Origin of the sequence: Sphingomonas desiccabilis (assembly GCF_004135605.1) — a bacterium.
Classification (GTDB): domain Bacteria; phylum Pseudomonadota; class Alphaproteobacteria; order Sphingomonadales; family Sphingomonadaceae; genus Sphingomonas; species Sphingomonas desiccabilis.
Window position 1 is genome coordinate 124,121 of record NZ_SDPT01000004.1, and the last position, 24,865, is coordinate 148,985.

Annotated in this window: 19 protein-coding genes; 10 read left to right on the forward strand and 9 right to left on the reverse strand. The window is 66.9% G+C overall.

The window, feature by feature from the left end:
- The first annotated feature begins 1 nt into the window (after position 1).
- The 6 genes from EO081_RS16425 (at position 2) to EO081_RS16450 (ending at position 8,408) form a co-directional block, all read left to right on the forward strand.
- Positions 2–1,570 (forward strand): phospholipase D-like domain-containing protein, encoded by a 1,569-nt coding sequence (locus EO081_RS16425; RefSeq protein ID WP_129343515.1) that lies wholly within the window; start codon positions 2–4, stop codon positions 1,568–1,570.
- Positions 1,571–1,751: 181 nt separating this feature from the next.
- Complete coding sequence (locus EO081_RS16430; RefSeq protein WP_129343516.1) at positions 1,752–2,102, forward strand: CidA/LrgA family protein; 351 nt, start codon at positions 1,752–1,754, stop codon at positions 2,100–2,102.
- Positions 2,099–2,797, forward strand: a complete 699-nt coding sequence (locus EO081_RS16435; RefSeq protein WP_129343517.1) for an LrgB family protein — start codon at positions 2,099–2,101, stop codon at positions 2,795–2,797. The genes EO081_RS16430 and EO081_RS16435 overlap by 4 nt, the downstream gene beginning before the upstream one ends.
- 133 nt (positions 2,798–2,930) lie before the next feature.
- Positions 2,931–3,311, forward strand: a complete 381-nt coding sequence (locus tag EO081_RS16440) for a YbaN family protein (protein ID WP_240697746.1) — start codon at positions 2,931–2,933, stop codon at positions 3,309–3,311.
- Positions 3,312–3,540: 229 nt separating this feature from the next.
- Complete coding sequence (locus EO081_RS16445; protein WP_240697747.1) at positions 3,541–6,951, forward strand: glycosyl hydrolase 2 galactose-binding domain-containing protein; 3,411 nt, start codon at positions 3,541–3,543, stop codon at positions 6,949–6,951.
- On the forward strand, positions 6,948–8,408 hold the full coding sequence (locus EO081_RS16450; RefSeq protein ID WP_129343519.1) for a carboxylesterase/lipase family protein: 1,461 nt from the start codon (positions 6,948–6,950) through the stop codon (positions 8,406–8,408). The genes EO081_RS16445 and EO081_RS16450 overlap by 4 nt, the downstream gene beginning before the upstream one ends.
- Here EO081_RS16450 and EO081_RS16455 read toward each other — a convergent pair.
- The 4 genes from EO081_RS16455 to EO081_RS16470 form a co-directional block, all read right to left on the reverse strand.
- The gene (locus EO081_RS16455) at positions 8,405–9,931 is read right to left on the reverse strand and encodes a tryptophan halogenase family protein (RefSeq protein ID WP_129343520.1); all 1,527 of its coding nucleotides are present in this window, start codon (positions 9,929–9,931) and stop codon (positions 8,405–8,407) included. The two genes, EO081_RS16450 and EO081_RS16455, sit on opposite strands and share 4 nt — an antisense overlap.
- A 92-nt stretch (positions 9,932–10,023) precedes the next feature.
- On the reverse strand, positions 10,024–13,230 hold the full coding sequence (locus EO081_RS16460) for a TonB-dependent receptor (RefSeq protein ID WP_129343521.1): 3,207 nt from the start codon (positions 13,228–13,230) through the stop codon (positions 10,024–10,026).
- 300 nt (positions 13,231–13,530) lie between these two features.
- The gene (locus EO081_RS16465) at positions 13,531–14,313 is read right to left on the reverse strand and encodes a 3-keto-disaccharide hydrolase (protein WP_129343522.1); all 783 of its coding nucleotides are present in this window, start codon (positions 14,311–14,313) and stop codon (positions 13,531–13,533) included.
- Positions 14,310–15,725 carry a Gfo/Idh/MocA family protein gene (locus EO081_RS16470; RefSeq protein ID WP_129343523.1) on the reverse strand — a complete coding sequence of 472 codons (1,416 nt, stop codon included), beginning with the start codon at positions 15,723–15,725 and terminating at the stop codon, positions 14,310–14,312. Before EO081_RS16470 ends, EO081_RS16465 begins: the two co-directional genes overlap by 4 nt.
- 209 nt (positions 15,726–15,934) lie before the next feature.
- Between EO081_RS16470 and EO081_RS16475 the strand changes: the two genes are divergently transcribed.
- Together EO081_RS16475 and EO081_RS16480 are read left to right on the forward strand one after the other, a co-directional pair.
- Complete coding sequence (locus EO081_RS16475; RefSeq protein ID WP_129343524.1) at positions 15,935–16,471, forward strand: cupin domain-containing protein; 537 nt, start codon at positions 15,935–15,937, stop codon at positions 16,469–16,471.
- A 91-nt stretch (positions 16,472–16,562) separates the two neighbouring features.
- A complete protein-coding gene (locus EO081_RS16480; RefSeq protein ID WP_129343525.1) occupies positions 16,563–18,110 on the forward strand; it encodes a cation:proton antiporter in 1,548 nt (515 codons plus the stop codon).
- 73 nt (positions 18,111–18,183) lie between these two features.
- Here the strand turns inward: EO081_RS16480 and rhaT are convergent, their stop codons facing one another.
- The 5 genes from rhaT to rhmD form a co-directional block, all read right to left on the reverse strand.
- Positions 18,184–19,242: an L-rhamnose/proton symporter RhaT gene (gene rhaT, locus EO081_RS16485; RefSeq protein WP_129343526.1), complete on the reverse strand. Its 1,059-nt coding sequence runs from the start codon at positions 19,240–19,242 to the stop codon at positions 18,184–18,186.
- Positions 19,242–20,147, reverse strand: coding sequence for an amidohydrolase family protein (locus EO081_RS16490; RefSeq protein WP_129343527.1), 906 nt, complete (start codon positions 20,145–20,147; stop codon positions 19,242–19,244). The genes rhaT and EO081_RS16490 overlap by 1 nt, the downstream gene beginning before the upstream one ends.
- 61 nt (positions 20,148–20,208) lie before the next feature.
- Positions 20,209–20,958 carry an SDR family NAD(P)-dependent oxidoreductase gene (locus EO081_RS16495; protein ID WP_129343528.1) on the reverse strand — a complete coding sequence of 250 codons (750 nt, stop codon included), beginning with the start codon at positions 20,956–20,958 and terminating at the stop codon, positions 20,209–20,211.
- Entirely contained in the window at positions 20,955–21,812 is an 858-nt protein-coding gene (locus tag EO081_RS16500; RefSeq protein WP_129343529.1) for a 2,4-didehydro-3-deoxy-L-rhamnonate hydrolase, read from the reverse strand. Before EO081_RS16500 ends, EO081_RS16495 begins: the two co-directional genes overlap by 4 nt.
- Positions 21,813–21,851: 39 nt before the next feature.
- The gene (gene rhmD, locus EO081_RS16505; protein ID WP_129343530.1) at positions 21,852–23,054 is read right to left on the reverse strand and encodes an L-rhamnonate dehydratase; all 1,203 of its coding nucleotides are present in this window, start codon (positions 23,052–23,054) and stop codon (positions 21,852–21,854) included.
- A 163-nt stretch (positions 23,055–23,217) separates the two neighbouring features.
- Here rhmD and EO081_RS16510 point away from each other — a divergent pair, with 163 nt between their 5' ends.
- Complete coding sequence (locus tag EO081_RS16510) at positions 23,218–24,036, forward strand: IclR family transcriptional regulator (protein ID WP_129343531.1); 819 nt, start codon at positions 23,218–23,220, stop codon at positions 24,034–24,036.
- Between the two features lie 20 nt (positions 24,037–24,056).
- Positions 24,057–24,821, forward strand: coding sequence for an L-rhamnose 1-dehydrogenase Lra1 (locus EO081_RS16515; protein ID WP_129343563.1), 765 nt, complete (start codon positions 24,057–24,059; stop codon positions 24,819–24,821).
- Positions 24,822–24,865: the final 44 nt, after the last annotated feature.

Here is a 24,865-nt window from a genome sequence, read left to right on the forward strand (position 1 = left end):
GATGGCCAGGCTTTCTCCCCCGCTCGAACCGGGTCGTAACTGCTGGCGGATCGAGAAGGCGACCCGCGCCGCCGTCATCATCGATGCCGACGCTTATTTCCGGCTGGCGCGCGCGGCGATGCGCAGGGCGGAACAGCAGTTGCTGCTGATCGGCTGGGACTTCGACGGGCGCATCAAGTTGGTGACCGAAGAAGAGGACGAGGCTCCAGCGCGCGTGGGCGCGTTCCTGGAGTGGCTGGTGGAGGCCCGCAAAGGCCTGCACGTCCACATCCTGCGTTGGGACACCGGCGCCATCAAGTCCCTGTTCCGGGGCAGCACCATCCTCACGATCCTGCGCTGGATGGCGCACCCGCGCATCACCGCCAAGCTCGACGGATTTCATCCCCCGGCCGCCTCCCACCACCAGAAGATCGTCGTCATCGACGATTGCCTCGCCTTTTGCGGAGGCATCGACATGACGGCCGACCGCTGGGACACGCGCGACCACCGCGCGGACGAGCCTGCGCGCATCGAGCCCGATGGCACTCCCTACGGACCCTGGCACGATGCGACCACGGCGCTCGCCGGGCCGGTGGCAAAGGCACTGGGTGAATTGTGTCGCACCCGCTGGCAGTTGGCGGGCGGCCAGAGGCTGCCCGAGCCGGCCGAAAACGTGAGCCCGCCCTGGCCGGACGGGCTGGACGCGACCTTCACCGAGGTCGAGGTCGCGATCTCCCGCTCGTCGCCGGAGATGCCGGGCCAGCCGCCGGTGCGCGAGATCGAGGCGCTCTATCTGGACCTGATCGCGCGTGCAGAACGCTGGATCTATGCCGAGAGCCAGTATTTCGCGTCGCGCAAGATCGCCGAGGCGATCGCCCGGCGCCTGGACGAGCCCGAGGGGCCTGAGATCGTGATCGTCAACCCAGTCAGCGCCCAGGGCTGGCTGGAGCCGATCGCGATGGATACCGCGCGGGCGCGGCTGATTGGGGCGCTGCGCCGACGCGATCGCTACGGCCGCTTCCGCTTCTACCATGCCGAAAACGAGGCGGGCGAGCCGATCTACATCCACGCGAAGGTAACCGTCACCGACGGCGAGATCCTGCGGGTGGGATCGTCCAACTTCAACAACCGGTCGATGCGGCTCGACACCGAATGCGACGTGACGATCGATTCGACGCGGCCGGCGAACACCCATGCGGCCCCGGCGATCGCCAACGTCGCCCATGCGCTGGTGGCCGAGCATACCGCCACCGAGCCGGAGGTCGTCGCCCGGCGCATGGCCGAAACCGGTTCGCTGATCGCGGCGATCGAGAGCCTGAGCCCCGCCACCGGACGCCGCCTGCGCCCCTATCAGGATCCGGACCTCAACAGCGTGGAGAAGTGGCTGGCCGACAACGAGGTACTCGACCCCGAAGGCCCCGACGAGATGTTCGAAGCGCTGTCGAACCGCGGCGGGTTGCTGCGCCGGCTGCGCCCTGGGCACGAGGCGCCGACGCCGACCGCGCTCTATGCGGCGGGTGCCGTCGCGGCAGCGGCGGTGGGCGGCGTGGTCGGGACCATGCTGTGGCGGCGGCGCGAGCGGCGCGACTGAGGCTTAGCACGCGCTCCCCGCCTCCCCGGCGCTTCCTCCACAGCGTTCCTGAGGAGGCGGGGGTTGAGAGCCGGGTCGAGCAGCGGTTTCCCGCGCCGCGGCTACCCTCCGGTGCCGGATGTACTTCGCTCGGACGCTGTGCTTCAGCGCAGGGAGGCCTGCCCTCACCCATGGACACCCGATGATCGCCGCGATTGCCCTGCTGCTGTTCTGCCAACTCCTTGGCGAAGCGCTGAACCGCGGACTTGGCGTGCCCCTGCCGGGTCCTGTGCTCGGCATGTTCCTGCTGTTCGCTTGGCTGAAACTCCGCCCCGGCGAGCGGGTAGAGCTGAAGGCGGTCGCAACCTGGCTGATCGGGCATTTCGCGGTGCTGTTCGTGCCAGCGACCATGGGGCTGATCGACGAGGGGCCGGCGCTCGCGCGCGATGGCGTGGGGATCGTCGTCGCCTGCGTGGTCGCGACATTGCTGACCATCGCGGTCACCGCCTTCGTGTTCCGCTGGGTCTCCGCCCGCGACGAGATCGCCGCATGAGCGGGATTGCCTCCCTGCTCCAGACGCCGTTGCTGTGGATCGCAGCCACGCTGCTGGTGTTCGAGGGCGCGGACAGGATCTCGCGTCGCAGCAACCGCCACCCGCTCGCCCATCCGGTGCTGATGTCGGTGCCGGTGCTGGCGGTCATCCTGTACGCGACGGGCACGCCGTATCGGACCTATGCGCAAGGAACGGCGACGCTCACCTTCCTGCTCGGTCCCGCTACGGTATCCCTGGCCGTGCCGCTGTGGCGCAATTGGCCGCTGGTGCGCCAGTCGGCCAAGGCGGTGTTGGCCGCCCTGCTCGCCGGCTCCGTGACGGCGATCGTGAGCGCCGTCACGATCGCCTGGGCATTCGGCGCCTCGCCGGCGGTGTTGGCCACGCTGGCGCCGCATTCGGCGACGACGCCCGTGGGGATGGCGATCGCGGAAGGCATCGGCGGCATTCCCGCGCTGGCCGCCGTTGCGATCCTGATCACCGGCATCCTCGGCGCCATGGTCGCAACGCCGCTCCTCAATTGGCTGAAGATCACGGACCAGCGCGCGCGCGGCTTTGCAGTCGGTGTCACTGCCCACGGCCTGGGCACCGCCCGCGCCTTTCAGGTGAGCGAGACCGCCGGCACCTTCGCAGGCATGGCCATGGCACTGAACGCGGCGACGACGGCCCTGCTGCTGTCGCTCGTGGCGCTGCTTTGAGGGGGCAACGCTTTCCCGGCCGGCTGCCGCTGGCTATCGTCGACAGGATACGTCGTGGGAAGGGAGAGCCGCATGGAACAGGACTGCGGCGAACGGGCACCCACCGGTGACTGAACAACCGCCGGCCGCGGAGGTGACACTGCTGCGGCGGGGGCGAAGCGCGCGCATTGCGTGGCTGTGCCTGGGCCTCGTGCTGGTAGGAATCGGCTTCATCGGCGTGTTCATCCCGCTGTTGCCGACTACCGATTTCCTGATCCTGGCGCTCCCCTGTTTCGCACGTTCGTCCCCTCGGCTTGAGCTATGGCTGTTGCGGCATCCGCGCTTCGGGCCGGCTTTGGTTGCCTGGCGCGAGCGCGGGGCCGTGCCCCGCCATGCCAAGCTCGCCTCCTGGCTCGGGATGGCCGTTGGCTTCGGCCTGTTTTGCTGGGCGGTGCGGCCGAGTTGGGTCCTTGCGCTGATCGTCGCAGCGATACTGGTCGGCTGCGCCACATGGGTGCTGCGACGTCCTTCCTGAAAGATGAGCCGCGGCGCGGCCTGCAGGCGGTGCCATGCAGTGCTGCCGGACTGGTGGCACCGACGAAAGCGTGCGTGACGCTGAAGTTGTCGGTGTGTCGACGGGCTGTCGAATTGTTGACCGCTGAAGTCCGGAGCTTCCGATAAAAGGAATTTAATGTAACAAACAGGCCGACGCCAATTGTCGACAGCGGCACAGCAGGAGCCGCGTCAATCCGGGGGAGACCTGAATGCGTGCGCTGTCCTTTGCCGCCATGCTGTTGCTTGCGAGCACGGCCGCCTCAAGCATGGCGCAGGCACCCGGCAATGCAGGTCCGTATAACGCGGCGTTCCTGAAAGGCGGCATCGGCATCGAGCGTCCGTTGCAAGGCGGCGACGCGGCAGTGGCAGCGGGCGCGCCCTGGTCGATCTCGGCTTGGGTTTGGCCGGACGAAGCCCGGACAGACGCCACCCTGGTGTCAGTCGGTGACCCGGTAGGCACGACGCGAAGGCTTCAACTGCGCGAAGGCCGGCCGGAAGCGATCGATGGTGGGCAGACGGTCTCCGTTCGGGTTGTTCTTGCACGGGCCAAGTGGACGCATCTGGCGGCTGTGTCGGACGGGCGGACCCTCACCCTCTATGTCGATGGCCGCCGCGTGGGGCGCGGGGCAGCGCCTTCAACGGCCGTCGCCCCGCGGCTGGGGATCGCTCCAGTCATCGACGGACGCCACTTCGGTGGCACGCTGGTGCACGCCGCTTTCACCGGTACGGCACTGACGCCGGAGAGGATCGCGGCTGCCGTCCGCGACCGCCCCGACTTCGACCTGGTGCAGATCTGGCGCGTGGGCGTCGGCTGGGAGTGGCAGAAGCAGGCGAACACCGGGCTTTGGCGCCAGCAGGACCCATGGACCCTGCCCCAGGCACGCGGCAAGGCGATCACCGCACCCAAGATGCGACCCGCGGAGACCACTGCGCCGCTCGTCCGCAATGCGGACGGGCGGTGGACGATCCACGGTTGGCGGCTGGCCGCAGCCCCCGAGGTCAAGGAGGATGGGGCCACTCTGTCGCGGACGGCGCGGGCAAGCGGCACCTGGCATGCGGCGACGGTACCCGGCACGGTGCTGACCACGCTGGTCGACCGAGGGGTCTATCCGCACCCCTATTACGGGCTCAACAACCTCGCGATTCCCGAGACGCTGGCGCGCCAGGATTATTGGTACCGCACCAGCTTCACCGTGCCGCCCGAAGCGGCCGGCAAGCGGCTGACGCTGATCTTCGGCGGCATCAACTATGCGTCGGAGATCTGGGCCAACGGCCAGCGGCTGGGCACCACCAAGGGCGCCTTCATCCGCGGCCAGTTCGATTTCGTGCCGGTGGCGGGCGAGAACCGGCTGGCGATCCGCGTGTCGCCGCCGCCGCACCCCGGCATTCCGCACGAACAGTCGATTGCGGCGGGCGTCGGCGAGAATGGTGGCCAGCTTGCGATCGACGGCCCAACCTTCATCGCGACCGAGGGCTGGGACTGGATTCCGGGCATCCGCGATCGCAACACAGGCCTGTGGCGTCCGGTCGAACTGGTGGCGCACGGCGACGTCCGCATTCTCGACCCGCAGGTGATCACCGATCTGCCGCTGCCCCGCACCGACGTCGCAGATGTCCACGTGACCGTGCCGGTGGAGAACGGCGGCACGAGCGCGCGGCAGGTGACGGTGCGCGCGGCATTTGGTGACGTACGGGTGGAAAAGACGGTGTCGGCGCCGCCGGGGGAGAGCCGGGTCGTCTTCACGCCCGCCGAGTTCCCGGCGCTGCGCGTGCGCAACCCGCGGCTGTGGTGGCCGAACGGTTATGGCGAGGCGGCGCTCTATCAGCTTTCGCTGGAGGCGCTCGCCGACGGCCAGCTTTCGGACACCAAGACGCAGCGCTTCGGCATTCGCGAGGTGAGCTACGACCTGTCGCTGTTCGACAGCGCAGGTGCCCTGCGCCGCGTCAACGTGCAGACCACCGACGGCAAGCTTGCCGGCACCAAGCTGATCGACGTGACGCATGAGGGGATCAAGCAGAGCCCGCGCGGCTGGGCGGAGTCGCTGACTGCGGCCGGCGAGCGGTCGCCCGCCGTCACCCCCGTGCCGCAGCAGATGCCCGAGCCGCACCTCACGATCCGTGTGAACGGCGTGCCGATCGCCGCGCGCGGCGGCAACTGGGGCATGGACGATGCGATGAAGCAGATCAGCCGCGAGCGGCTCGCCCCCTATTTCCGCCTCCAGAAAGAGGCGCACATGAACGTCATCCGCAACTGGATGGGCAACAACAACGAGGAGGAATTCTTCGAGCTTGCCGACGAGAACGGCATGATGATCCTCAACGACTTCTGGCAGTCGACCCAGAATTTCCAGGTCGAACCGCAGGATCCGCAGCTGTTCCTCTCCAATGCGGTGGACACGGTGAAGCGCTATCGCAATCACCCGTCGATCATCCTCTGGTTCGGCCGCAACGAGGGGGTTCCCTACCCCACGCTCAACGAGGGACTGGACGACGTGATCGCCGAACATGACGGCACGCGCTGGTTCACCGGCAGCTCCAACGTGGTGAATCTGCAAGGGTCGGGCCCGTACAACTATCGCCCCCCGGTCGGCTATTTCACCGATCTGGCGACCGGCTTCTCGGTCGAGACGGGCACCCCGTCGCTTTCCACGCTGGAGTCGGTGCGCGCATCGGTGCCGGAAAGCGAACTGTGGCCGCTCAGCGACACCCTTGCCTACCATGACTGGCACTTCGCGGGGAACGGCGACACCAAGACGTTCATGCAGACGCTGGGCACGATGTTCGGTGGCGCCAGCGGCTTCCCCGACTTCGAGCGCAAGGCGCAGATGATGAACCTCGAGACGCACAAGGCGATGTACGAGGGGTTCCTGGGGCATCTCTGGACCAAGAATTCAGGCCGCCTGCTGTGGATGACGCACCCGGCGTGGCCGTCGAACGCGTGGCAGATCTACAGCTGGGACTATGACACCCACGCCGCTTACTATGGGGCGAAGAAGGCCGCCGAGCCGCTGCACGTGCAGTTAAACCTGCCGGGAAACGAGCTGGTGGTCCTCAACACCACGCAAGCGGCGGTGCCCGGCCTCACCGCGCGAACGCGCGTGGTTAGCCTGGACAATCGGGAGCTGTTCACCCGAACCGATCGGGTGCACGCCGCCGCGAACCAGGCAACGAGGCTAGGGGCGGTACCGCTCGACCGGATCTTTACGCAGAACCCGATGGTGCTGGTGAGCCTCCAGCTGCTGGACAGGCAGAACCGGGTGGTCGCGGAGAACTTCTATTGGCGCGGTCGTGACCCGGCTTCGTATCGGGCGCTGAACGACCTGGCGCAGGCGTCGCTGGATGCCACCGCTGCGGCACCGATCCCGGATGGCGACGACCGGATGATCGCGGTGACCCTGGCCAATCCGGGCGCGGTGCCGGTGCTCAACGCCAAGCTGACGCTGGTGGACGGGCGCGGCGAGCGCATCCTGCCAGCCTATTACAGCGACAACTACGTCGCGCTGCTCCCAGGCGAACGCAAGCGGATCGAAGTACGCTATCCGGCGAGCGTCTCGGCGGCGCCGTCGCTCACCTTGCGCGGGTGGAACGTCCCCCAGCAGTCGGTGACGGTGGCGCGATGAGCGCCCGTGTCCTCGCGCCGTTCGCAGCGCTGCTGCTCCTCGGCGCCGCCCCGGCTCCGCCGCGCGTCGCGGTCGCCGGCGGAACGATCGAGGGTGCCATCGCGGAGGATGGCGCACTGGTCTTTCAGGGCATCCCCTATGCCGCGCCACCGCTCGCGACGCTGCGCTGGACCGCGCCCCAGCCGGTACGCGCCTGGCAGGGCGTGCGCCCCGCCAAGGTGCGGGCGCCTGCCTGCCCGCAGAACGACGATGGCTGGAACCGCACCGACGCCGCGCACTATAGCGAAGATTGCCTGACGCTCGACATCCGCACGCCGGACCTTACGGGCAAGCGGCCGGTCATGGTGTGGATCCACGGCGGCAGCAATCGCGCGGGATCGGCCGGCGGCGTTGTGGAGTCGCGCATCACCCGAAAGGGCGTCGTGCTGGTGGCGATCCAGTATCGGCTGGGCGTGCTCGGGTTCCTCGCTCCCCGGCAGGCGGCGCTCGACGGCACCGCCGGCAACTACGGCCTGATGGACCAGATCGCCGCGCTGCGTTGGGTACGCGCGAACATCGCCCGCTTCGGCGGCGATCCGGACCAGGTGACACTGTTCGGCGAGTCTGCAGGATCGCAGGACGTCTCGCTGATGCTTGCGGCGCCAGACGCACGGAACCTGTTCCAGCGCGCGATCCTGCAGAGCGGCACGCCGGGCTTCGGCCAGCCCTTCCGGCCGCTGCGCGATGCCTTTGCGATCGCCGATCAGGCGGAGCAGCTGGCAGGCGGGCACGGTCTCGCCGGGCTCCGCGCGGCCCCGGTAAAGCGCCTGCTGGGAATCGACACCCAGCTGACTGATCCGTCGCTGCACACCAATGGCTTCCTCTGGCTCAAGACGACCATCGATGGCCGGGTGCTGCCGGCCTCGCCGCGGCGCCTGCTTGCAAAGGCGCCGCGGAAGCACGTCATCATCGGAACGAACCGTGCCGAGTTCGGGCCGAAGAAAGGCACGACCGACACCACGGAGACGCTGCAACGCGTCTACGGCCGGCGCGCGGCCGAGGCGCAGCGGCTGTACGCGTTCGGCACGCCCGGGCGCGATCCCCGGCTCGGCCACCCGGCGCTGGAGATCGAGACGGACTGGGTGTTTCGCTGCCCAGCCATCACGCTCGCCACCCAGCTCGTCCGTCAGGGCTGGCCCGTGTGGAGCTACGAGTTCGACCTTGCGCCCGATGGCGGCCTCACCAGCCATGCAATTGAAATCCCATATGTGATGGACGCGCGGCCGATTGGCGGCGGAGCATCGCTCCAGGATTATTGGGTGAACTTCGCGCTGCGGGGCGATCCGAACGGCGGCGCACTCCCGCGCTGGCCCGCCTTCTCCGCAGAGGCGCAACGCTATCTGGCGATCACGCCCAAGGGCGTGGGGGCTGCGGAGAAGCTGCGGACGGAAATTTGTGCGCTGAGAAACGAGATCTAGCGGGTAGCTGCGCGCTTGGCGCCTCCGTCACCCACAGTCCGTGCCAGAAAGGCGGCGTGGGGTTCGGCCTGCGCAACCGTTGCGGCAATCGCCGCCCGCATCCGCGCGAAGGTGTCGGTGAGCTCCGCGATGCTGAACCGGTCGGCGAGCGGTGATGGATGCTCGGGCAGATCCTCGAACCCGGCGTAGAGGCTCAGCCAGCTCGGATCTTGGAAGGTTTCCCACTCGCGACGGACGAACTCGCCACTCACGCGCCAGGTGTCGAGCTTGAGCTGCAGCCCCTCGGTCGGGGACATCGTCCGCATGTGGTCCCAAAAGGGTTCGCCGTGGCGGCCGTTCGCGAAATAATGCAGCAGCAGGAAGTCGCGGAGCCGTTCGAATTCCAGCACGGATTGATAGTTGTAGATCGCGGCCAGGCGTGGATCACAGGCGCGGTCCGGGAAGAAGCGCACCAGCCGCTCGAGCCCTGTCTGGATCAGCGAAATGCTGGTCGATTCCAGCGGCTCGAGAAACCCCGAGGCGAGCCCCAGCCCCACGACGTTGCGCTCCCAGAAGCGCGCACGGTGGCCGGTGGTGAAGCGCAAATGGTTGGGCTGGCCGAGCGGTTCTCCTTCCAGCTGCTCCAGCAGCATCGTTTCCGCCGACGCATCGTCGAGGAAGTCGGAGCAATAGACATGCCCGTTGCCGATGCGGTGGCGTAGCGGGATGCGCCACTGCCAGCCGGCGCGACGCGCGGTGGCGACGGTCAATGGCTCGGGCGCGGCGTCACGCGGGCGGCAGGGAATCGCGATCGCACGGTCGACCGGCAGCCAGCGGCGCCAGTCCACATAGGGAACCTCCAGCGCCTCCCCGAGCAACAGGCTGCGAAAGCCGGAACAGTCGATCCAGAGATCCCCGGCGAGCCGCCGCCCATCCTCCAGCAGGACCGCTGCGACATGGCCGGCCTCCCCATCCCGCTCGATGCGATCGATGCGTCCATCGACGTGAACGACACCGGCCGCCGTTGCACGTCGACGCAGCAACCCGGCGAACTTGCTTGCATCGAAGTGGACCGCGAAATCGAAGACGCCGAGGTCGTTTGCAGGGTTCTGCGCGGGCATCAGGAAGCGACCCTGCTCGGCCAGCTGGGTCGCGAGCGAATAGGCACCAAGCGGGGTCGGATCGCCCGACTGCCGCAGCTTCAGCCAGTAATGGTGAAAGGCGACGCCTCGCGCCGGCGCGCCGTAGAGGCCGAAGGGGTGGAAGAAGCGGTGGCCGGGCGCCTTCCACCCGTCGAAGCGGATGCCATATTTGATGGTGCCCTCGGTCTCGCGCAGCACTTCGGCATTGCTGAGACCCACAGCGGCGAAGAAATCGCGGATCGCGGGCACCGTCGCCTCGCCGACGCCGACTGTCCCGATCCCGGAGCTTTCGACCACCGTGATCGAGAGCCGCAGGTGGTCGAGCCGGCGCGCGAGATAGGCGGCCGCCATCCAACCGGCCGTGCCGCCGCCCACGATCACGATGCTTCGGATCGGGTCCATCCTGTCCGTTCCTCCCGTGCGAAGGCATGCCCGCAGACGAAAGCCGCCGCACTTGCGCGAGTGCGGCGGCAACGTGAACCATTCCGGCGCCGTCAGAAGCGGGCGCGTACTCCGGCGATGAAGCGCCGCTCGTAGATATTCTCGAACAGCACCTGATCGCTGAACGTGAGGTAGTAGCGCTCCGTCTCCGCCGTCAGGTTAGACGCCTGGCCGTACAGGGTGATGTACGGGAGCACGTCGTACGAGATCGATGCGTCCAGATAGTTGGTCGGCCGTTGGTACTGGGCAAGCCCGGCGATGCCGCCGTAATCGGACGAGACAAGCCGCTTGGAGCGGTAGTTGTACGCGATCCGGGCCTGGAAGCCGTATTTCTCGTACCAGAGCGCGGCGTTGATCTGGTGCTTGGAGTTGTCCTGGAACGGCTGGTCGTTTCCGGCCAGATCCACCCGTCCCGTGTCTCCGAGCGACAACGTGTAGTTCGCATCCAAGCCAAAGCCGCTCAGGAAGCCATCGACCCCATAATCGGCGAGCGCCTGGCGGGCCGATACCTCGATGCCCTTCAGCGTTCCGCCCTCGCCCTGCTGAGTCGTGCTGACGGGGACCGGCCGGCGGATCACCCCATCGTTATCGGGGATGTCGTTCCGGATAACCGTCGCATTCTCGATGAAGCTGTCGGCGTTGATGTAGAACGCGCCGAGCGCGACCAGGCTGGACTGGCCGGTGTAGTATTCGAGGCTCGCCTCGGCATTGTCCGCGCGCCACGGCTCCAGCTGCGGGTTGCCGCGCGCGTTGGCGCCACGAGCCTCGAACAGCCCCGTGGCGGTGTTGATCGCATAGTTGACGTTGAGGCCGCCGCCCCATTGCAGGAAGTCGAGCAGCGTCATCGTCTTGGCGAAGGCGGCACGGAATCGCAGTCCTTCGCTGAGGTCCACCGCGACGTTGAAGGCAGGCAGGAAGTCGGTGAATTCACGCTTCGTTAGCAGATCCCCGGCGTCGACGCCGGACACGCCATAGGGCTGCGGTACGCCGACGATGTTCTGCCGCACGGTGAAGCGGGTGTTGACGACGCGGACGCCGCCGTTCGCCTTGAACGGCAGGCCGAACAGCTCGCCTTCGCCGGCAACCTCGGCATAGCCGGAGATCTGGCTGAGCTTGATGCCGAAGGAGTCCGCCGGGTTCACATTGTTGACGCTGCCGGGATAGAAGCTGTTCTGGAACGCCTCGGAATCGTCCATCGCCTTGGGATCGAGCACCCACAGCGTCGGCGCGCCGGCGGCAGGCAGTTGATACTGCTTCATCAGGCCGGCGAAGACCGGGTCGTTCCCCTGGCGCGTGAGACCTGCAGTGTAGGGATTGCCTGCCGCATCCCGGACCGGACACGCATTGTCGCCCAGGTTGACGTCGAACGCCTTCCACTTGACGTAGCAGCCGCCCGCCGGATTGGCCGGATTGTCGGTGTTGCCCGCATAGAAGGGCGAGATGCGTTCGAAAGTGAACTGGTCGACGCTGCGCTCGCCGTAGCGGCCGCCGAACTTCAGGCGGAAGCTGTCGCTCGCCCTCCACTCGGCATCTCCGCGCAGGGCCCACAGATCGCCATCCTGGTAGATGTTGTTTTCCGAGGAAATGGTCTTGAGGCCGTAGCGCGACACGTCCCCGACCTGATCGAGGAACGCCTGCGAGAAGCCGAACACCGGCTTGCCGCTGCTATAGTCGACGGTCGCGTCCTGGCTGTAGACGCGGTAGCCGGTGGGATTGAAACGGATGTCCCCGCCCGGATAGTTGCCGACGCCGTCGTACGCCCATTGATGGCCGTCCGTCAGGTTGAACTGGGCATAGGACTGGTCCAGCTTGCGGCTGGCCTTTCCGTAGATGCCGCGGACCGTGGCGCTGAACTGCTCGCTCGGCTTCCAGTCGAGCTGGACGTTGTAGTTCTGCGACTCCGAACGGATGCGGAACGTCTCCGCATAGCTGTCGAAGTTCGGCAGGTCATAGGCATAGCTCTGTACGGTGTTGAGATTATACCCGTTGACCACCGCGCCCGTGTCACGAGAAGCCGTGGGGAGGAACGGCGAAGACTGCCAGTCGACCATCTGGAACTGGAAGCCGGCAGTACGGTCATACTGCGTCTGCTTCGTGTAGAAGCCGTCGGCCGTCAGCCGCAACGCATCCGAGAATTCGAACTGCAACGAGGCATTCGCGCCGAAACGCTCGCGGCTGGTGATGCGATTCCAGGCGGTATGCGACTGCGGCGTGATGAAGGCGTCGTTCGCATCGCCATCGCCGTTGACGTCGAAGCCCACGATCTCGCCAGCGCCGTTGCGCACCGGGGTGCCGCGACTGACCAGTAGTGGCGAGCAGCGCGTGCCCCCGACAGCGGGCGGCGTGCCGACGGGGTCCGGAACGACGCAGGAGGTTGCGGGGTCTCCGTCCGTGTTCGGAGTGGTGTTGTAGAGGACTCGGCCGTTGGCATCGCGCTGGTAGTTGCCGACTGCGAAATCGCCGGGGTTCGTCGCGCTGCCGCCTTCGTTGCGAAGCGTGACGCCATAGTCCTGGATACCGCGGAAGCTGTTCGAGAGGGTCAGGTCGCTGTAGGCGGCCGAGACCAGAACCCCGAACCGTCCCGAATTATACGACACCAGCCCGTTGGCGGACGGGTTCCACTTCTCGGTCTTGTCGCCATATTGCGCCTCGGCCGCGCCCGCGACCGTCAGTCCGCTCTTGAGGTCGAAGGGACGCCGGGTGAGCAGGTCGACCGTGCCCGAAAGACCGGCCTGCTGGAGCGAGGCGGTCGGCGACTTGAAGACCGTCGCGCCCGAAAAGAGCTGCGAGGGAATGTCGGTGAAATTCGGTTGCACCGTGGTCACGGAGTTGGCGCCCAGGAACTGCTCGCCGTTCATCAGGGTCGTCACCTGCGGCAGACCGCGGATGTTGATGGCGCCGCCCTCCCCCGCCTCACGGCGGATCTGAACGCCGGGGATTCTCTGCAGCGAGTCCGAGATGGTGACGTCCGGCAGCTTGCCGATGTCCTGGGCGCTGATCGCGTCGACGACGCTATCCGCCTCGCGCTTTACCTCGATCGCGCGTGCCTGAGCGGCGCGGATGCCGGTCACGACGATATCGGAGGCGTCACTGTCCGACTGCGTGGGAGCGGCGACCGAATCCTGCGGGCGCTCCGTCGCCTCCGGGTCGACCTGGCTGAGATCTTGCGCGTGCGCGACGGCGGCATCGAACGTGCCGAACGCAATTGCGGACGTAGCCAACAACGCGAAACGACGTGCGGAAACATTTCCTGCAACCATCCCACCCTCCCTCGTCGACCGATGTCCTTCCCGGTTTCGAATAAGTAATTTACTTGTTCAATCTAGTAGAGAGGGTGTCAAGGACTTGCGCACAGCTTGAAAGTATACGGGCGAGGTGCGTCCACGCAGCAACACTGCCCGCAGCACGCACCGAAGTGCAGGAAGGCTCGTGGTGTCTCCCACGTGGCGAGGGGTACGGGCGGCGATGGCACGGATTCTGCGCCATGCAGCTCGGGGAACAACAGGGTGTCAGACTAGCGCCTGCCGGCTGGCGGCCCTTCTGGGCCGCCAGCGTCGCCGTCACTTCAGTTCGCGGATCCAGATCGAACGGAAGCTGATCGGGGGGCTCGGGTCGCCATGGTCTTGCAGCTTGATCGGCGCGGCCCCATGCGCCTTGTATGCCGGCGCGCCGACGTAGGTGGTCTCGCCCTTCAGTGCGACATGATCCTGAATCAGAACCCCATTCATGAAGGCGGTGACATAGGCCGGGCTCGTCACCGAGCCGTCGGCAGCGAATACCGGGGCGGTCCAGATCACGTCGTAGCTCTGCCATTCGCCTGGGGCACGCGCGGGGTTCGCGAGGGGCGCGAACTGCTTGTAGATGCTGCCGGTCTGACCATTGACGTAGGTCTTGTTGCGGAAGCTATCCATGATCTGAAGCTCGTATCCGTTGTCGCCGTCACCGGTCGATGCCAGGAAGAGGCCACTGTTGCCCCGCGCCTGCCCCTCTCCCGTGATGTTGGCCGGAATACGCCATTCCAGGTGGAGCTGGTAATTGCGGAAGCGTTGCTTCGTCTCGATGTTGCCGGTCCCCTTGCGTACCGTCAGCACGCCATCGGCCACCGTCCAGCGCGCGGGTGACTTGTCCTTCGTGGAGACCCACTGGCTGAGGTTCTTTCCGTCGAACAGGACGACCGCATCGGAAGGAGTCGGCGTCTGGGTGGCAGGCCCCGGTGCGACGACCGGAGGCGTCGGTTGCCAGACCTCGGTATCCTCCGGGCGCGGCCCCGACTGGCCCGTTACGGCGGCCGTGCCCATCGCGGCCCCCAGCAGGGTTACACTGGCTGCGATTGCTGCGATCATAGTGCCCATCCCTTGCGATACTCCCGATCCAGAAATTGGTTGGCTTCGGCGACGTTGGTGATGCGGTCGCCATCATATTCGATCGGCTGGTCGGCGCGCAGCGCGACCATGCCGAGCAGCATCGTCTCGGTGAGCGGCACGGCCACCGAGAATGGCGAGGAGATCGCCTCCTCGCCCCGGATCGCGCGAATCCAGTTCATCTCGTGCCCGTCGCGCCCACCCAGAATCCGGGGCAGCGACATCGGCACCGCGGCAGCGCGCTCGGCCACGCCATCGCCGATCAGCACGGGCTTCTCCCCATAGGTCTCGTGCATCAGCATGCCGCGGTCCCCGACATAGAGCACGCCGCCGTCCGGGTTCATGCGCGCGGTCGCGGGCATGGCCGTGGGAGTCGGCGGCATCAGCCCGCCGTCGTACCACGTCATCGTGAGCGGCCCGCCCTTCGCCCGCCCGAACTGATAGGTCGTGATGTTGGCGAGCGGGTAGCTGCCGAGATCGGCGGGCGGCTTGCCGTCCCAGATGTCCGTGTCGCCTCCCCACCGGCTGTGGCGCGTCTCGATGCGGGTAGGAAGTCCTGGCTCCAGCGCCCAGACCGGGAAGTCGACGAGGTGCGCGCCCATGTCACCGAGCGAGCCGACGCCGAACGGCACCCATCCACGCCAGTTGAAATGCGCGTAATCGGGGTGGTAGCCCCAATCCACCGGCGCCGGCCCGAGCCAGAGGTTCCAGTCCAGACTGGAGGGGGCAGCGACCGCCGCGGGACGGGCCTCGCCTTGCGGCCACAGCGGGCGATTGGTCCAGACATGCACTTCGCGCACTCGGCCGATCACACCCGCACGGATCCACTCGACCACACGGCGCCCGTCGTCGCCGGAATGGCCCTGGTTGCCCATCTGGGTCACGAGCTTGGGATTGCGCCGGGCGACCTCCAGCAGCGTGCGGCCCTCTCGCACCGTATAGGTCAGCGGCTTTTGCACATAGACATGAAGGCCGCGCTCCATCGCCTGCTTTGCGGCGATGGCATGGTGGTGGTCCGGCGTCGCGATCACCACCGCGTCGATGTCCTTGCGGGCGTCGAACATGCGCCGGTAGTCGGCGAACCGGGCGGCTCGATCATAGGCGGCCTTCAGGGGCTGCATCTCAGGCCGAGCAACGCCCTTGTTGTCGACGAAGCTCTTAGCAACGTGATCGAAGTCCACGTCGGCGAGCGCCACGATGTTCTGGCTGGTGAGCTTGGCCATGTTCTGCGCGCCCATGCCGCCGGCGCCGATCACCGCGACATTCACCCGGTCGCTCGGCCGGAGGCGACGCGCCGCCGCCTGTCCCGGTATCGCAAGCAAGCCCGCGGTCGCGGCAGCGCCGCCGAGCCAGTCCCGCCGCGTCAGGCCACTTCCCTGTTCCGCCACGATCATCCTCTCCCCCTTTTTTCTTTCCCGGCCGTCGGGGCCGATGGGCACGACGAGCAGGCTAACAAGGGAAACACGTCCCTGCCACCTCCGGAAAGCAAACCCGTCCAGAATTTCATTGGATCGCCGATGTCAGGGTGGTTTCTCTCGCCGCTTCCTATCCTTGCGGCAGCAGCTTAGGCTTCGACGAAAGAAGTCGAACAGGAGGGGCCGTAATGCAGCTTTTCAAAACGTCGTCGTCGCAAGCGCGCCACTCGTCCGTGCGCTCTCTTCTGCGGCGGAGCGCCTGCGCAGCACTGCTGCTCATCACAGCGACACCGGCCGCAGCGCAGAGCGGCGATCCCACCAGCTTTGCGAGCGCCGCGGACGTAGCCGCGCAGGTAGAGGAGATGGGCCGCGCCATGAAGCCGGGGCAAGGCTTCTCCAGCCGGCCGCTGGTGCGCGACGACAAGACGATAGCGGCGCTCGAATATTGGAAGGCGCCCGGCCGTCCCGCCGTACATCCGGAGGAGGCCGAATACGCGCTGGTCGTCGCAGGTGCCGGCACGATGATCTCCGGCGGGACGCTCGAGGAGGCAAAGGTCACCCGACCCGGGCTGACGGAAGGAAGCCGGATCACTGGCGGCACGACCCGCAAGCTGGTTCCCGGCGACGTCATCCTGATCCCGGCGGGAGTTCCACACTGGTTCGGGATCACCGGCGATCGGCTGGTCCTGCTGGGTACCAAGCTGCCGCGCCCGCAGGCGCGCTGACCTCAGCGGCCGCGCGGCAAGGCTCCGGCGCCCAGCGGCGGGTCGTCGCCGGGGGCGCTGGAGCCAATCGCTGCGCGCACCGTTGATCCGGGTGCATTTATTCGAAGGCCTGGATGCGATCCTCGTCGCGGCGCTTCTGCTGCTGGTCGTCGCGCGCAAGCTCAACGTCCCGTATCCGACGCTGCTGGCGGCGGCCGGCATCGGCTTCGCGCTGCTGCCCTTTGCACCCGACATCGACGTGGATCCGGCCCTGGCGATGGCGCTGTTCATCGCCCCGGCCCTGCTTCACGCCGCCTTTCACACCAGCCTGAGGGGCCTGCGCCGCTTCTGGTTTCCGCTTTTGTCGCTGGCGGTTTTCGCCGTGCTGGTGACCACTGCCGCCGTCACGTTCGTTGGCGTCGCCGTGGCCGGACTTCCGCTTGCCGCAGCATTCGCGCTCGGCGCGATCGTCGCACCGCCCGATGCCGCGGCGGCAGAGGCCGTGCTGTCCGAAGTGGGAATACCGCGCCGCGGCCTGCTGCTGCTGCAAGGAGAAAGCCTGCTCAACGACGCCACCGCCCTTCTCTTGTTCGGGCTGGCGGTTGCGCTGGCCACGAACACCGACACGGCCACCACCCCGCTCGTTCTCGCCGCAGCAGCGCCCGGCGGCATCCTGTTCGGCTTGGCGGCGGCCTGGCTGTACTTGCGGATCGTCCCGCTCTTTTCCGGAACGCTCGGCTCGAGCCTCGCCGATTTCGCCGTCACCTTCGCGATCTGGCTGCTTGCGGAGCGGCTCCATCTTTCCGCCGTACTGGCGGTGGTCGCGTTCGGTCTGCTGGTGGCGCAGCGGCGTCCCCTCGGCCAGCCTGCCCGCGATCGGATCCAGAGCCGCGCGGTCTGGTCTGCGGGCGTGCTGGTCCTCAACGTGGTCGCCTTCATGATCATGGGGCTGCAGTCCCGCGACGTGCTCCTGCGGCTGGACAGCGCCGAGCGGCTTCCCGCGATCGTGTTTTCCCTGGTCGTGCTGGCGACCGTGCTGGGTGCGCGGCTCGCCTGGGTGTTGCTGGTGCGCGCGTTCGAAGGCTTGATCTCGCGCCATCATGCACCCGCCTGGCTTCCCAAGCCGCCGCCCTGGCGTGCCGCGCTGATCCTCGGCTGGTCAGGGATGCGCGGACTGGTGACGCTTGCCACCGCCTTCGCCCTTCCGGCCGGCATGCCCGGACGCGACCTGATCGTGCTCGCCGCGTTCACCGTCGTCATCGGCACGCTCGTCGTCCAGGGGCTGACGCTGGGGCCCCTGATCCGATGGCTCGACATCGGCGAGGACGCCGGATTGGCGACGAAGCTGGGTACGGCACGCCGACGGATCATCGACGCTGGCGTCGCGGTGCTCGCCGGCGACGAGAGCGATGCTGCCAAGGCGCTTCGCGTCCGCTACGGCGCCGCGGGGGCAGTCGCCGCGCATGCCGAGGATCCGCAAGCGCCCTCCGACTTCGACACGCTGCACCTCAAGGTCGTCGAGCATCAGCGCACCGCGCTCAACGAGATGCGGCAGAACGGGGACGTCGCAGAGGATATCTACCGTCGCCTGCTGGAGGAACTCGACTGGTCCGAGGTCGAAGCGCGCTCCTTTTCCGACAATGTGCTGCGCTCCGCCTGACCCGGCGCGGGGCGATCAACCTCGATAGTCTTCCATCGAACGCGCGGGTGTACCCGGCATCCTCAGCCTCACTTCATGCGCCCAGGAGGTTGCCGTAGCCGATCACCACGGTGGCCAGTACCAGCAGGGCGACGCCACCCCACACCATCGCGCGAACGCGCGGGTGCGCGTCCTTCCACTCGCGGAACGCAAAGCCCCACAGGGTCCCGAAAATGATGATGCTCGCCATGTGCAGCGTCCAGGACGAGAAGCCGAAGCGGCCCATCTGGCTTTCGCCCATGGTGTAGAAGAAGAACTGGAAATACCAGGCAGTGCCCGCGATCGCGCACAGGAGGTAGTTGCGCAGCAACGGCGCCCCGGCGCCCTTCCCGCCCCCGCGCCACTCGCCTGCGCTACGGTTGCGCAGGATCAGGAACGCGCACCAGAGAGCGTTGGTGACGAGCCCGCCGAACATGACGAGGCACAGCACCGGGAGGCCGGTCCACAGCGGGCCCGTTCCGGCCGCAGCGGACAGCGGCTTGATCGGTTCGCCCGCGGCAAGACCGAAGGCAAAGCAGGCAGACATGATGCCGGCAAAAACCGCGACTACAATGCCCTTGCGGAAGTTGAACTCGGCGACAGCCGCTGACTTCTGCTCTGGCGAAAGTGCGGCGTCCTTGCGCGCGCCCGCCATCGCGACAACGACGATCCCCGCGAGCGTCATGACCAGGCCCAACAGGATGATGTTGCCCGATGGCGTGTCGAGCAGCTTCTCCTGGAAGTCGCCCTGGAAGATCGGCGGGATCAGCGTGCCGAATACGGTGCACAACCCCAGCACCACCGCCATGCCGAGCGACAGCCCGAGGTAGCGCATTACCAAGCCGTAGCCGAGGCCGCCGAAGCCCCACAGCAGGCCGAAGAGCACCGGCCACAACAAGGTGGGGGTGGGCGTGCGGGAAAGGACGCCGAGCAGGTCCTCGGTCTGGATCGCGGCAAAGAACCACGGCGCGAGCAGCCAGGAAAAGACGCCGCCGGTCAACCAGTAGATCTCCCAGCTCCAGCGCTTCACGCCCTTGTAGGGGACGTAGAAACTGGCGGAGGCGAGGCCGCCGATCCAGTGGAACAGCACGCCCAGCAGCGGATTTGCGCCCATCACAGGTCGAGCTCCAGTCGATAGACGCGGTTGGCATTGCGCCCGAACAGGTCGCGACGCTCGTCTTCCGAGAAGTCGGCGACGATCGCGTGATAGGCTTCAAGATGCTGGTCGAAGGGGGCGAACAGCTTGTCGGTAGGACTGTCGCTTGCGAACAGGCAGCGGTCTGTCCCGAACAGATCGATCGCCTCCAGCAGGAACGGCCGGATGCTTTCGACCGTCCAGGCCCGGTCGATGAAGCCGACGCCCGACAGCTTGATTGCGACGTGCGGGGATTGCGCGAGCGTGCGCAATCCGTGGCGCCAGCGGGTCAGCCCCTCCCGCTCGGTCGGGATCGGCATGCCGATGTGGTTGATGATGACCGGGATGTCTGGATGCCGCTCGATCAGGGGGGCCAGACCCGCCATCTGCCCGGCATAGCATTGCAGGTCGAACGACAGGCCATAGCGCGCGAGCAGGCCGAAGCCCGCCCACCATTGGTCGGCCTGGGTGACGTCGTGCGGCGTGTAGGTCCGCAGGGGATTGGTGTGCCAGTTGACGATCTGGCGGATGCCGCGGACGTGGGAGTTGGCGGCCTGCGCCTCCAGCAGCGGCTCGACCCCGGGATCATGGAGCGGCGCAAAGGCGACGATGGCGTTGGGCATGCCGCGTTCGGCAGCCATCGCCTCGAGCCATTTGGTTTCGTCCAGCGCCTGCGAAGGGTCGGCGCCGGCATCGATGTGGACGACGCCCCGGACGTTCCAGCGCCCGACATCGGCACAATAGTCGTCGAGGCGATAGTCGCGGGCAATGGGCTCGGTCACGCCCGCGGGCCCCTCGGCGAAGGGCGGGGTCAGCCAGGGATACCGGATGTGGCCGAGATCCCAGAGATGGACATGGGCGTCGACGAACGGAATGGCTTCCATGGGTCTCCTCTCGTGTGACGCGCCGCCTCTTGCCGGGGGTCGCGCTCGGAACGGGGGCAGCTCAGAAGGTCGTGCGCCCTCCGGAGGTATCGAAGGTCGCGGCCGTGGTGAAGCTGCACTCCTCGCTGGCCATGAAGCAGACCATCGCCGCGCTTTCCTCGACCTCGCCCAGGCGCCCCATTGGGATCCTGGAGCGCATGTACTCGACCTGGCTCTTCGGCAGCTGGTTCAAGATCGGGCTGTCGAAGGTGGCCGGGGTCAGGGCGTTCGCGATGATACCGCTACCCGCCAGTTCCTTGCCGAGCGATTTGGTGAAGCCGATCACGCCTGCCTTGGACGCGGAATATGCGGACGCATTGGGATTGCCTTCCTTGCCCGCGACCGACGCCACGTTGACGATCCGGCCATAGCCGTGGCGCAGCATGTACGGCACCACCGCGCGGGCGCAGTAGAAGATGCCGTTGAGGTTGATATCGATCACCCGGAGCCAGCTGTCGATCGGGAACTCGTGCGCCGGCTTGGTCGCGCCGGTGATGCCGGCGGAAGCGACGAGCACATCGATCCGCCCGAACGCTTCGAAGGTAGCGACCGCAGCCGATTCGACCGCCGGCTGATCCGACACGTCGAGAGCGACGACATGCGCCGCCCCGATCCCATGCTTCGCAGCGGCGAGCGCCTCTGGATCCACGTCCCAAAGCGCGACCTTGCCGCCTTCGGCGACGATCCGCTTGGCGGAGGCAAGCCCAAGCCCCGAGGCACCGCCGGTGACGACGGCAACCTGCCCGGCGAACCGGTCCGGGAAGACGCTCACCCCAGCACCTCGTCACCCAAGTGGCGCCACGCGACGACGTTCTGCTGCTGCTCGCCAAGTCCGGCGATTCCCAGGCGCATCGTGTCCCCCGCCTTGAGGAAGATCTTGTCGGGCTTCTTGCCCTCGCCCACCCCCGGAGGGGTACCGGTGATCAGCAGGTCGCCGGGATAGAGGGTGATGTAGCGGCTGACGTAGCTGATGATCTGCTTGACGCCGAAGATCATGGTGCGGGTGTTGCCGGTCTGCATCCGCTCCCCGTTCACGTCGAGGAACATGTCCAGGCTCTGACAGTCGGCGACCTCGTCCGGGGTTACCAACCAGGGACCTACGGGACAGAAGGTGTCATGGCCTTTCCCTTTGGACCACTGGCTGCCGCGCTCCTTCTGATTGAAGCGTTCGGAAACGTCGTTGGCGACCGTGAAGCCGGCCACATGCGCCAGCGCGTCGTCCTCCTCGACGTAGCGGCAGGTCTTCCCGATCACCACGCCCAGCTCGACCTCCCAATCGGTGTGGGTGGAATCCTTTGGGATCATCACTTCGTCATTGGGTCCGGTAAGGCTGGAGAGCGCCTTCATGAACATCACCGGCTCCGTCGGAATCGGCAGGTTGGACTCGATCGCATGGTCCTCGTAGTTGAGCCCGATCGCGACAATCTTGCCGATGCCCTCGACGGGCACGCCATACCGCGGGGCCCCTTCGGCGGCGGGCAGGCTCTCGACGTCGAGGTCGCCGAGCGAGGCGATCGCAGCGACGGTCAACCGGTCGACCATGGCGGACAAGTCGCGCAGCACGCCCTGCGCGTCGACGACGCCGGGCTTCTCGGATCCGCGGGCACCAAAGCGGCAGAATTTCATGGAAGAGCTACTTTCGTTGGATCTGGCAAATGGGGTGGGTCAGCGCGCGTAGGGGCGGTGCATCGGCAGGTCGCGGTTGAGCTCGACGCCGAAACCGGGCTTGTCGAGCGCACTCGCGCGCAGGCGGCCGTTCACCGGCACAGGCTCGCCGATCAGTTGCGGGTGGAACATCGGCACCACTTCGCTTGAAGCCGGATGCATCATCAGGAACTCGGCGAAAGGCGAGTTGTGGCGCGTGATGACGAAGTGATAGCTGTAGACGGACGAGCCGTGCGGCACGACCAGCTTGCCATGCGCGTCGGCGAGCGCCGAGATCTTGAGCAATTCGGTCATGCCGCCGCACCAGCCCACATCGGGCTGGAGGATGTCGCAGCAATCCATCTCGAGCAGCATGCGGAAGCCCCAGCGGGTCGCCTCATGCTCGCCGGTGGTGACCAGCATGCCCCGGGGCACGTTGCGCTTCAGTGCCGCATAGCCCCAATAGTCGTCGGGGCTGATCGCCTCCTCGATCCACTTGAGGCCGTGCTCGTTCGCGGCAAGAGCCAGGCGGGTCGCATAGTCGACATCGAGCGCCATCCAACAATCGAGCATCAGCCAGAAGTCGGGGCCGACCCGCTCCCGCATCGTCGCCAGTTCGGCAATGTTCTTCCTGAGCCCCTCGATCCCCCCCGCGGGGCCGTGATGGAGCGGCATCTTGCCGCCGATGAAGCCCATGTCCTTGGCCAGGTCCGGCCGCGAGCCGGTCGCGTAGAACTGCAGCTCGTCGCGCACCGCCCCGCCGAGCAGCGCATGTACCGGCTCGCCGCGCAGCTTGCCGAGCAGGTCCCACAGCGCGAGGTCGACGCCGGAGATGGCATTCACCACCAGCCCCTTGCGGCCGTAGTATTGGGTCGAGAAGTACATCTGGTCCCAGATCTTCTCATATTCCGCCGGGTTGCGGCCTTCGAGGAAGCGGGCGAGGTGCCGCTCGACAAGGAAGCAGGCGGGCTCGCCGCCGGTCGTCACCGCAAAGCCGATCGTGCCGTCTTCCGCCTCAATCTCCACCACCAACGTGCCCAACGCGTTGATGCCGAAGCTCTGGCGCGACTGGCGATACTCGGGATAGCGCGCCATCGGGGTGGCGATGTGATCGTCGATCCAGTGGCCTTCGCCCTGGTCGTGATAATCTGCCCCACCGCCTCGTACGGTGAACGCGCGGACGTGCTTGATCCTGGGAAGCCCGGTGTACTCCATTCGCACCATCCCCTTTCCTGGTCGCCGCTCTTGTCAGCGGTCGAAGTTGTTCACTGTTACCGATACCATCACATGGTGCGCAATTCAGTGTTATGAGGTGAGTTTCAGCCTCAACCTGCCCAGTACGCCGGGCCCATTTACATTCTCAATTTGTGGGATAGGATGTTACGAGATGGAACATACCGCGTCAAACGAAGAATTGCTGGACGGCAAGCGGCCGTCGAAGGTGCAGGGAAGCCAGACGCTGCTTCGCGGGCTGGACCTGCTCGACCAGGTGGTGGACGGACCGGTGCGGCTCGCGGAGTTGTCCGCGCGCATGGGGCTGACCCGCTCGACTACCCACCGGCTGGCCAATGCGTTGATCGATCGCGGTTTTGTGACCTACCTCCCGCGCGAAGGCTATCAGCTGGGCCCCAAGCTCCTGCAGCTCGGCTTCCTGGCGCAGAGCCAGGCCGATGTGGTGCAGATCGCCCGTCCGCGGATGGAGGCGCTGGCCTCCCAGAGTGAGGACACGGTGCATTTCGGGCGGCTCGACGGCGAGCTCGCGCTCTACCTGGACAAGATCCCCGGCCGCCGCCGGGTCGACATTTCCAGCCGCGTGGGCGATCGCCAGCCGCTGACCTCCACGGGCCTGGGCAAGGCCCTGCTGCTCGACTCCCCCGAAGCCGAATGGCAGCGCGCGTTCGAGCGCGAGCAGGGCAAGGGCGCGCCGTCGATCGACTATGCCACCTGGCTCGAGCGGATGCGCGGCTATGTCCGTGCCGGCCACGCCTTCGACCTTGAGGAGAATGAGGATCTCATTCGCTGCGTGGCGGCCCCGGTCCGCGACGCTTCGGGCAAGATCGTCGCCGCCATCAGCCTGTCGAGCGCGGCGCAGTACATGGATGACGAGCGGATGGGCGCGCTCAGCCACGAGGTTCGCGGTACCGCCGAACAGATCAGCCGCGATCTCGGCTGGTCCCCCAAGGCGCGCTCCCAGAAGCGCCGATAGCAGGAAGAGGATTGCCGATCGTGAAGCTGCTGGAAGGAAAGACCGTGCTCGTCACCGGCGCCTCGACCGGGATTGGGCGAGCGGCGGCGATCGGTGCAGCCCAGCATGGCGCCGACGTGGTGATCAACTACCATAGCCGCGACGAGGACGCCCAAAGCTGCATCGCAGCGATCGAGGCAGCCGGCGGGCGCGGTCTGGCTGTAAAGGGCGATGTCGCCGACGCGGCGACGGCGACCGACTTCGTCGCGCGTGCGGTGGACGCCTTCGGCGGTGTCGACGTGATGATCAGCAACGCCGGCATCTGCCCATTCCATGCCTTTCTCGACATGCCGACGGAGACGGTGGAGCGGACCTTCCGCGTCAACCTCCATGGTGCCTATTACATGGTGCAGGCCGCGGCACGGCAGATGGTGGCGCAAGGCCGCGGTGGCGCGATCGTGGCAGTGTCCTCGATCTCCGCCCTGGTCGGCGGCGAGTTCCAGACCCACTACACGCCCACGAAGGCCGGAGTGCATTCGCTGATGCAGTCGACCGCGATCGCGCTCGGCAAGCATGGCATCCGCTGCAATTCGGTGCTCCCCGGCACCATCCTTACCGAGATCAACAAGGAGGATCTCGCGGACGACGGGAAGCGGCGGTACATGGAGGCGCGAACGCCGCTGGGACGCCTTGGCCAGCCGGAAGACATGGTGGGGCCGATCGTGTTCCTGGCTTCCGACATGGCCGCATATGTCACGGGCGCGGCGCTGTTGGTGGACGGCGGCATGTACGTGAACCTGCAATGAGGGGGTCGGAGCGCCCGGTTCGCGCTTCGCCGCCGGATGCGGAG

Excerpts from the sequence above, each read along its gene's own strand:
- EO081_RS16465 (WP_129343522.1), bottom strand. The coding sequence starts at position 14,313 with ATGATCGCAGCAATCGCAGCCAGTGTAACCCTGCTGGGGGCCGCGATG.
- EO081_RS16455 (WP_129343520.1), bottom strand. The coding sequence starts at position 9,931 with ATGGACCCGATCCGAAGCATCGTGATCGTGGGCGGCGGCACGGCCGGT.
- EO081_RS16460 (WP_129343521.1), bottom strand. The coding sequence starts at position 13,230 with ATGGTTGCAGGAAATGTTTCCGCACGTCGTTTCGCGTTGTTGGCTACG.
- EO081_RS16470 (WP_129343523.1), bottom strand. The coding sequence starts at position 15,725 with ATGATCGTGGCGGAACAGGGAAGTGGCCTGACGCGGCGGGACTGGCTC.
- rhmD (WP_129343530.1), bottom strand. The coding sequence starts at position 23,054 with ATGGTGCGAATGGAGTACACCGGGCTTCCCAGGATCAAGCACGTCCGC.
- EO081_RS16430 (WP_129343516.1), top strand. The coding sequence starts at position 1,752 with ATGATCGCCGCGATTGCCCTGCTGCTGTTCTGCCAACTCCTTGGCGAA.
- EO081_RS16450 (WP_129343519.1), top strand. The coding sequence starts at position 6,948 with ATGAGCGCCCGTGTCCTCGCGCCGTTCGCAGCGCTGCTGCTCCTCGGC.
- EO081_RS16445 (WP_240697747.1), top strand. The coding sequence starts at position 3,541 with ATGCGTGCGCTGTCCTTTGCCGCCATGCTGTTGCTTGCGAGCACGGCC.
- EO081_RS16510 (WP_129343531.1), top strand. The coding sequence starts at position 23,218 with ATGGAACATACCGCGTCAAACGAAGAATTGCTGGACGGCAAGCGGCCG.
- EO081_RS16490 (WP_129343527.1), bottom strand. The coding sequence starts at position 20,147 with ATGGAAGCCATTCCGTTCGTCGACGCCCATGTCCATCTCTGGGATCTC.
- EO081_RS16475 (WP_129343524.1), top strand. The coding sequence starts at position 15,935 with ATGCAGCTTTTCAAAACGTCGTCGTCGCAAGCGCGCCACTCGTCCGTG.
- EO081_RS16500 (WP_129343529.1), bottom strand. The coding sequence starts at position 21,812 with ATGAAATTCTGCCGCTTTGGTGCCCGCGGATCCGAGAAGCCCGGCGTC.
- rhaT (WP_129343526.1), bottom strand. The coding sequence starts at position 19,242 with ATGGGCGCAAATCCGCTGCTGGGCGTGCTGTTCCACTGGATCGGCGGC.
- EO081_RS16425 (WP_129343515.1), top strand. The coding sequence starts at position 2 with ATGGCCAGGCTTTCTCCCCCGCTCGAACCGGGTCGTAACTGCTGGCGG.
- EO081_RS16435 (WP_129343517.1), top strand. The coding sequence starts at position 2,099 with ATGAGCGGGATTGCCTCCCTGCTCCAGACGCCGTTGCTGTGGATCGCA.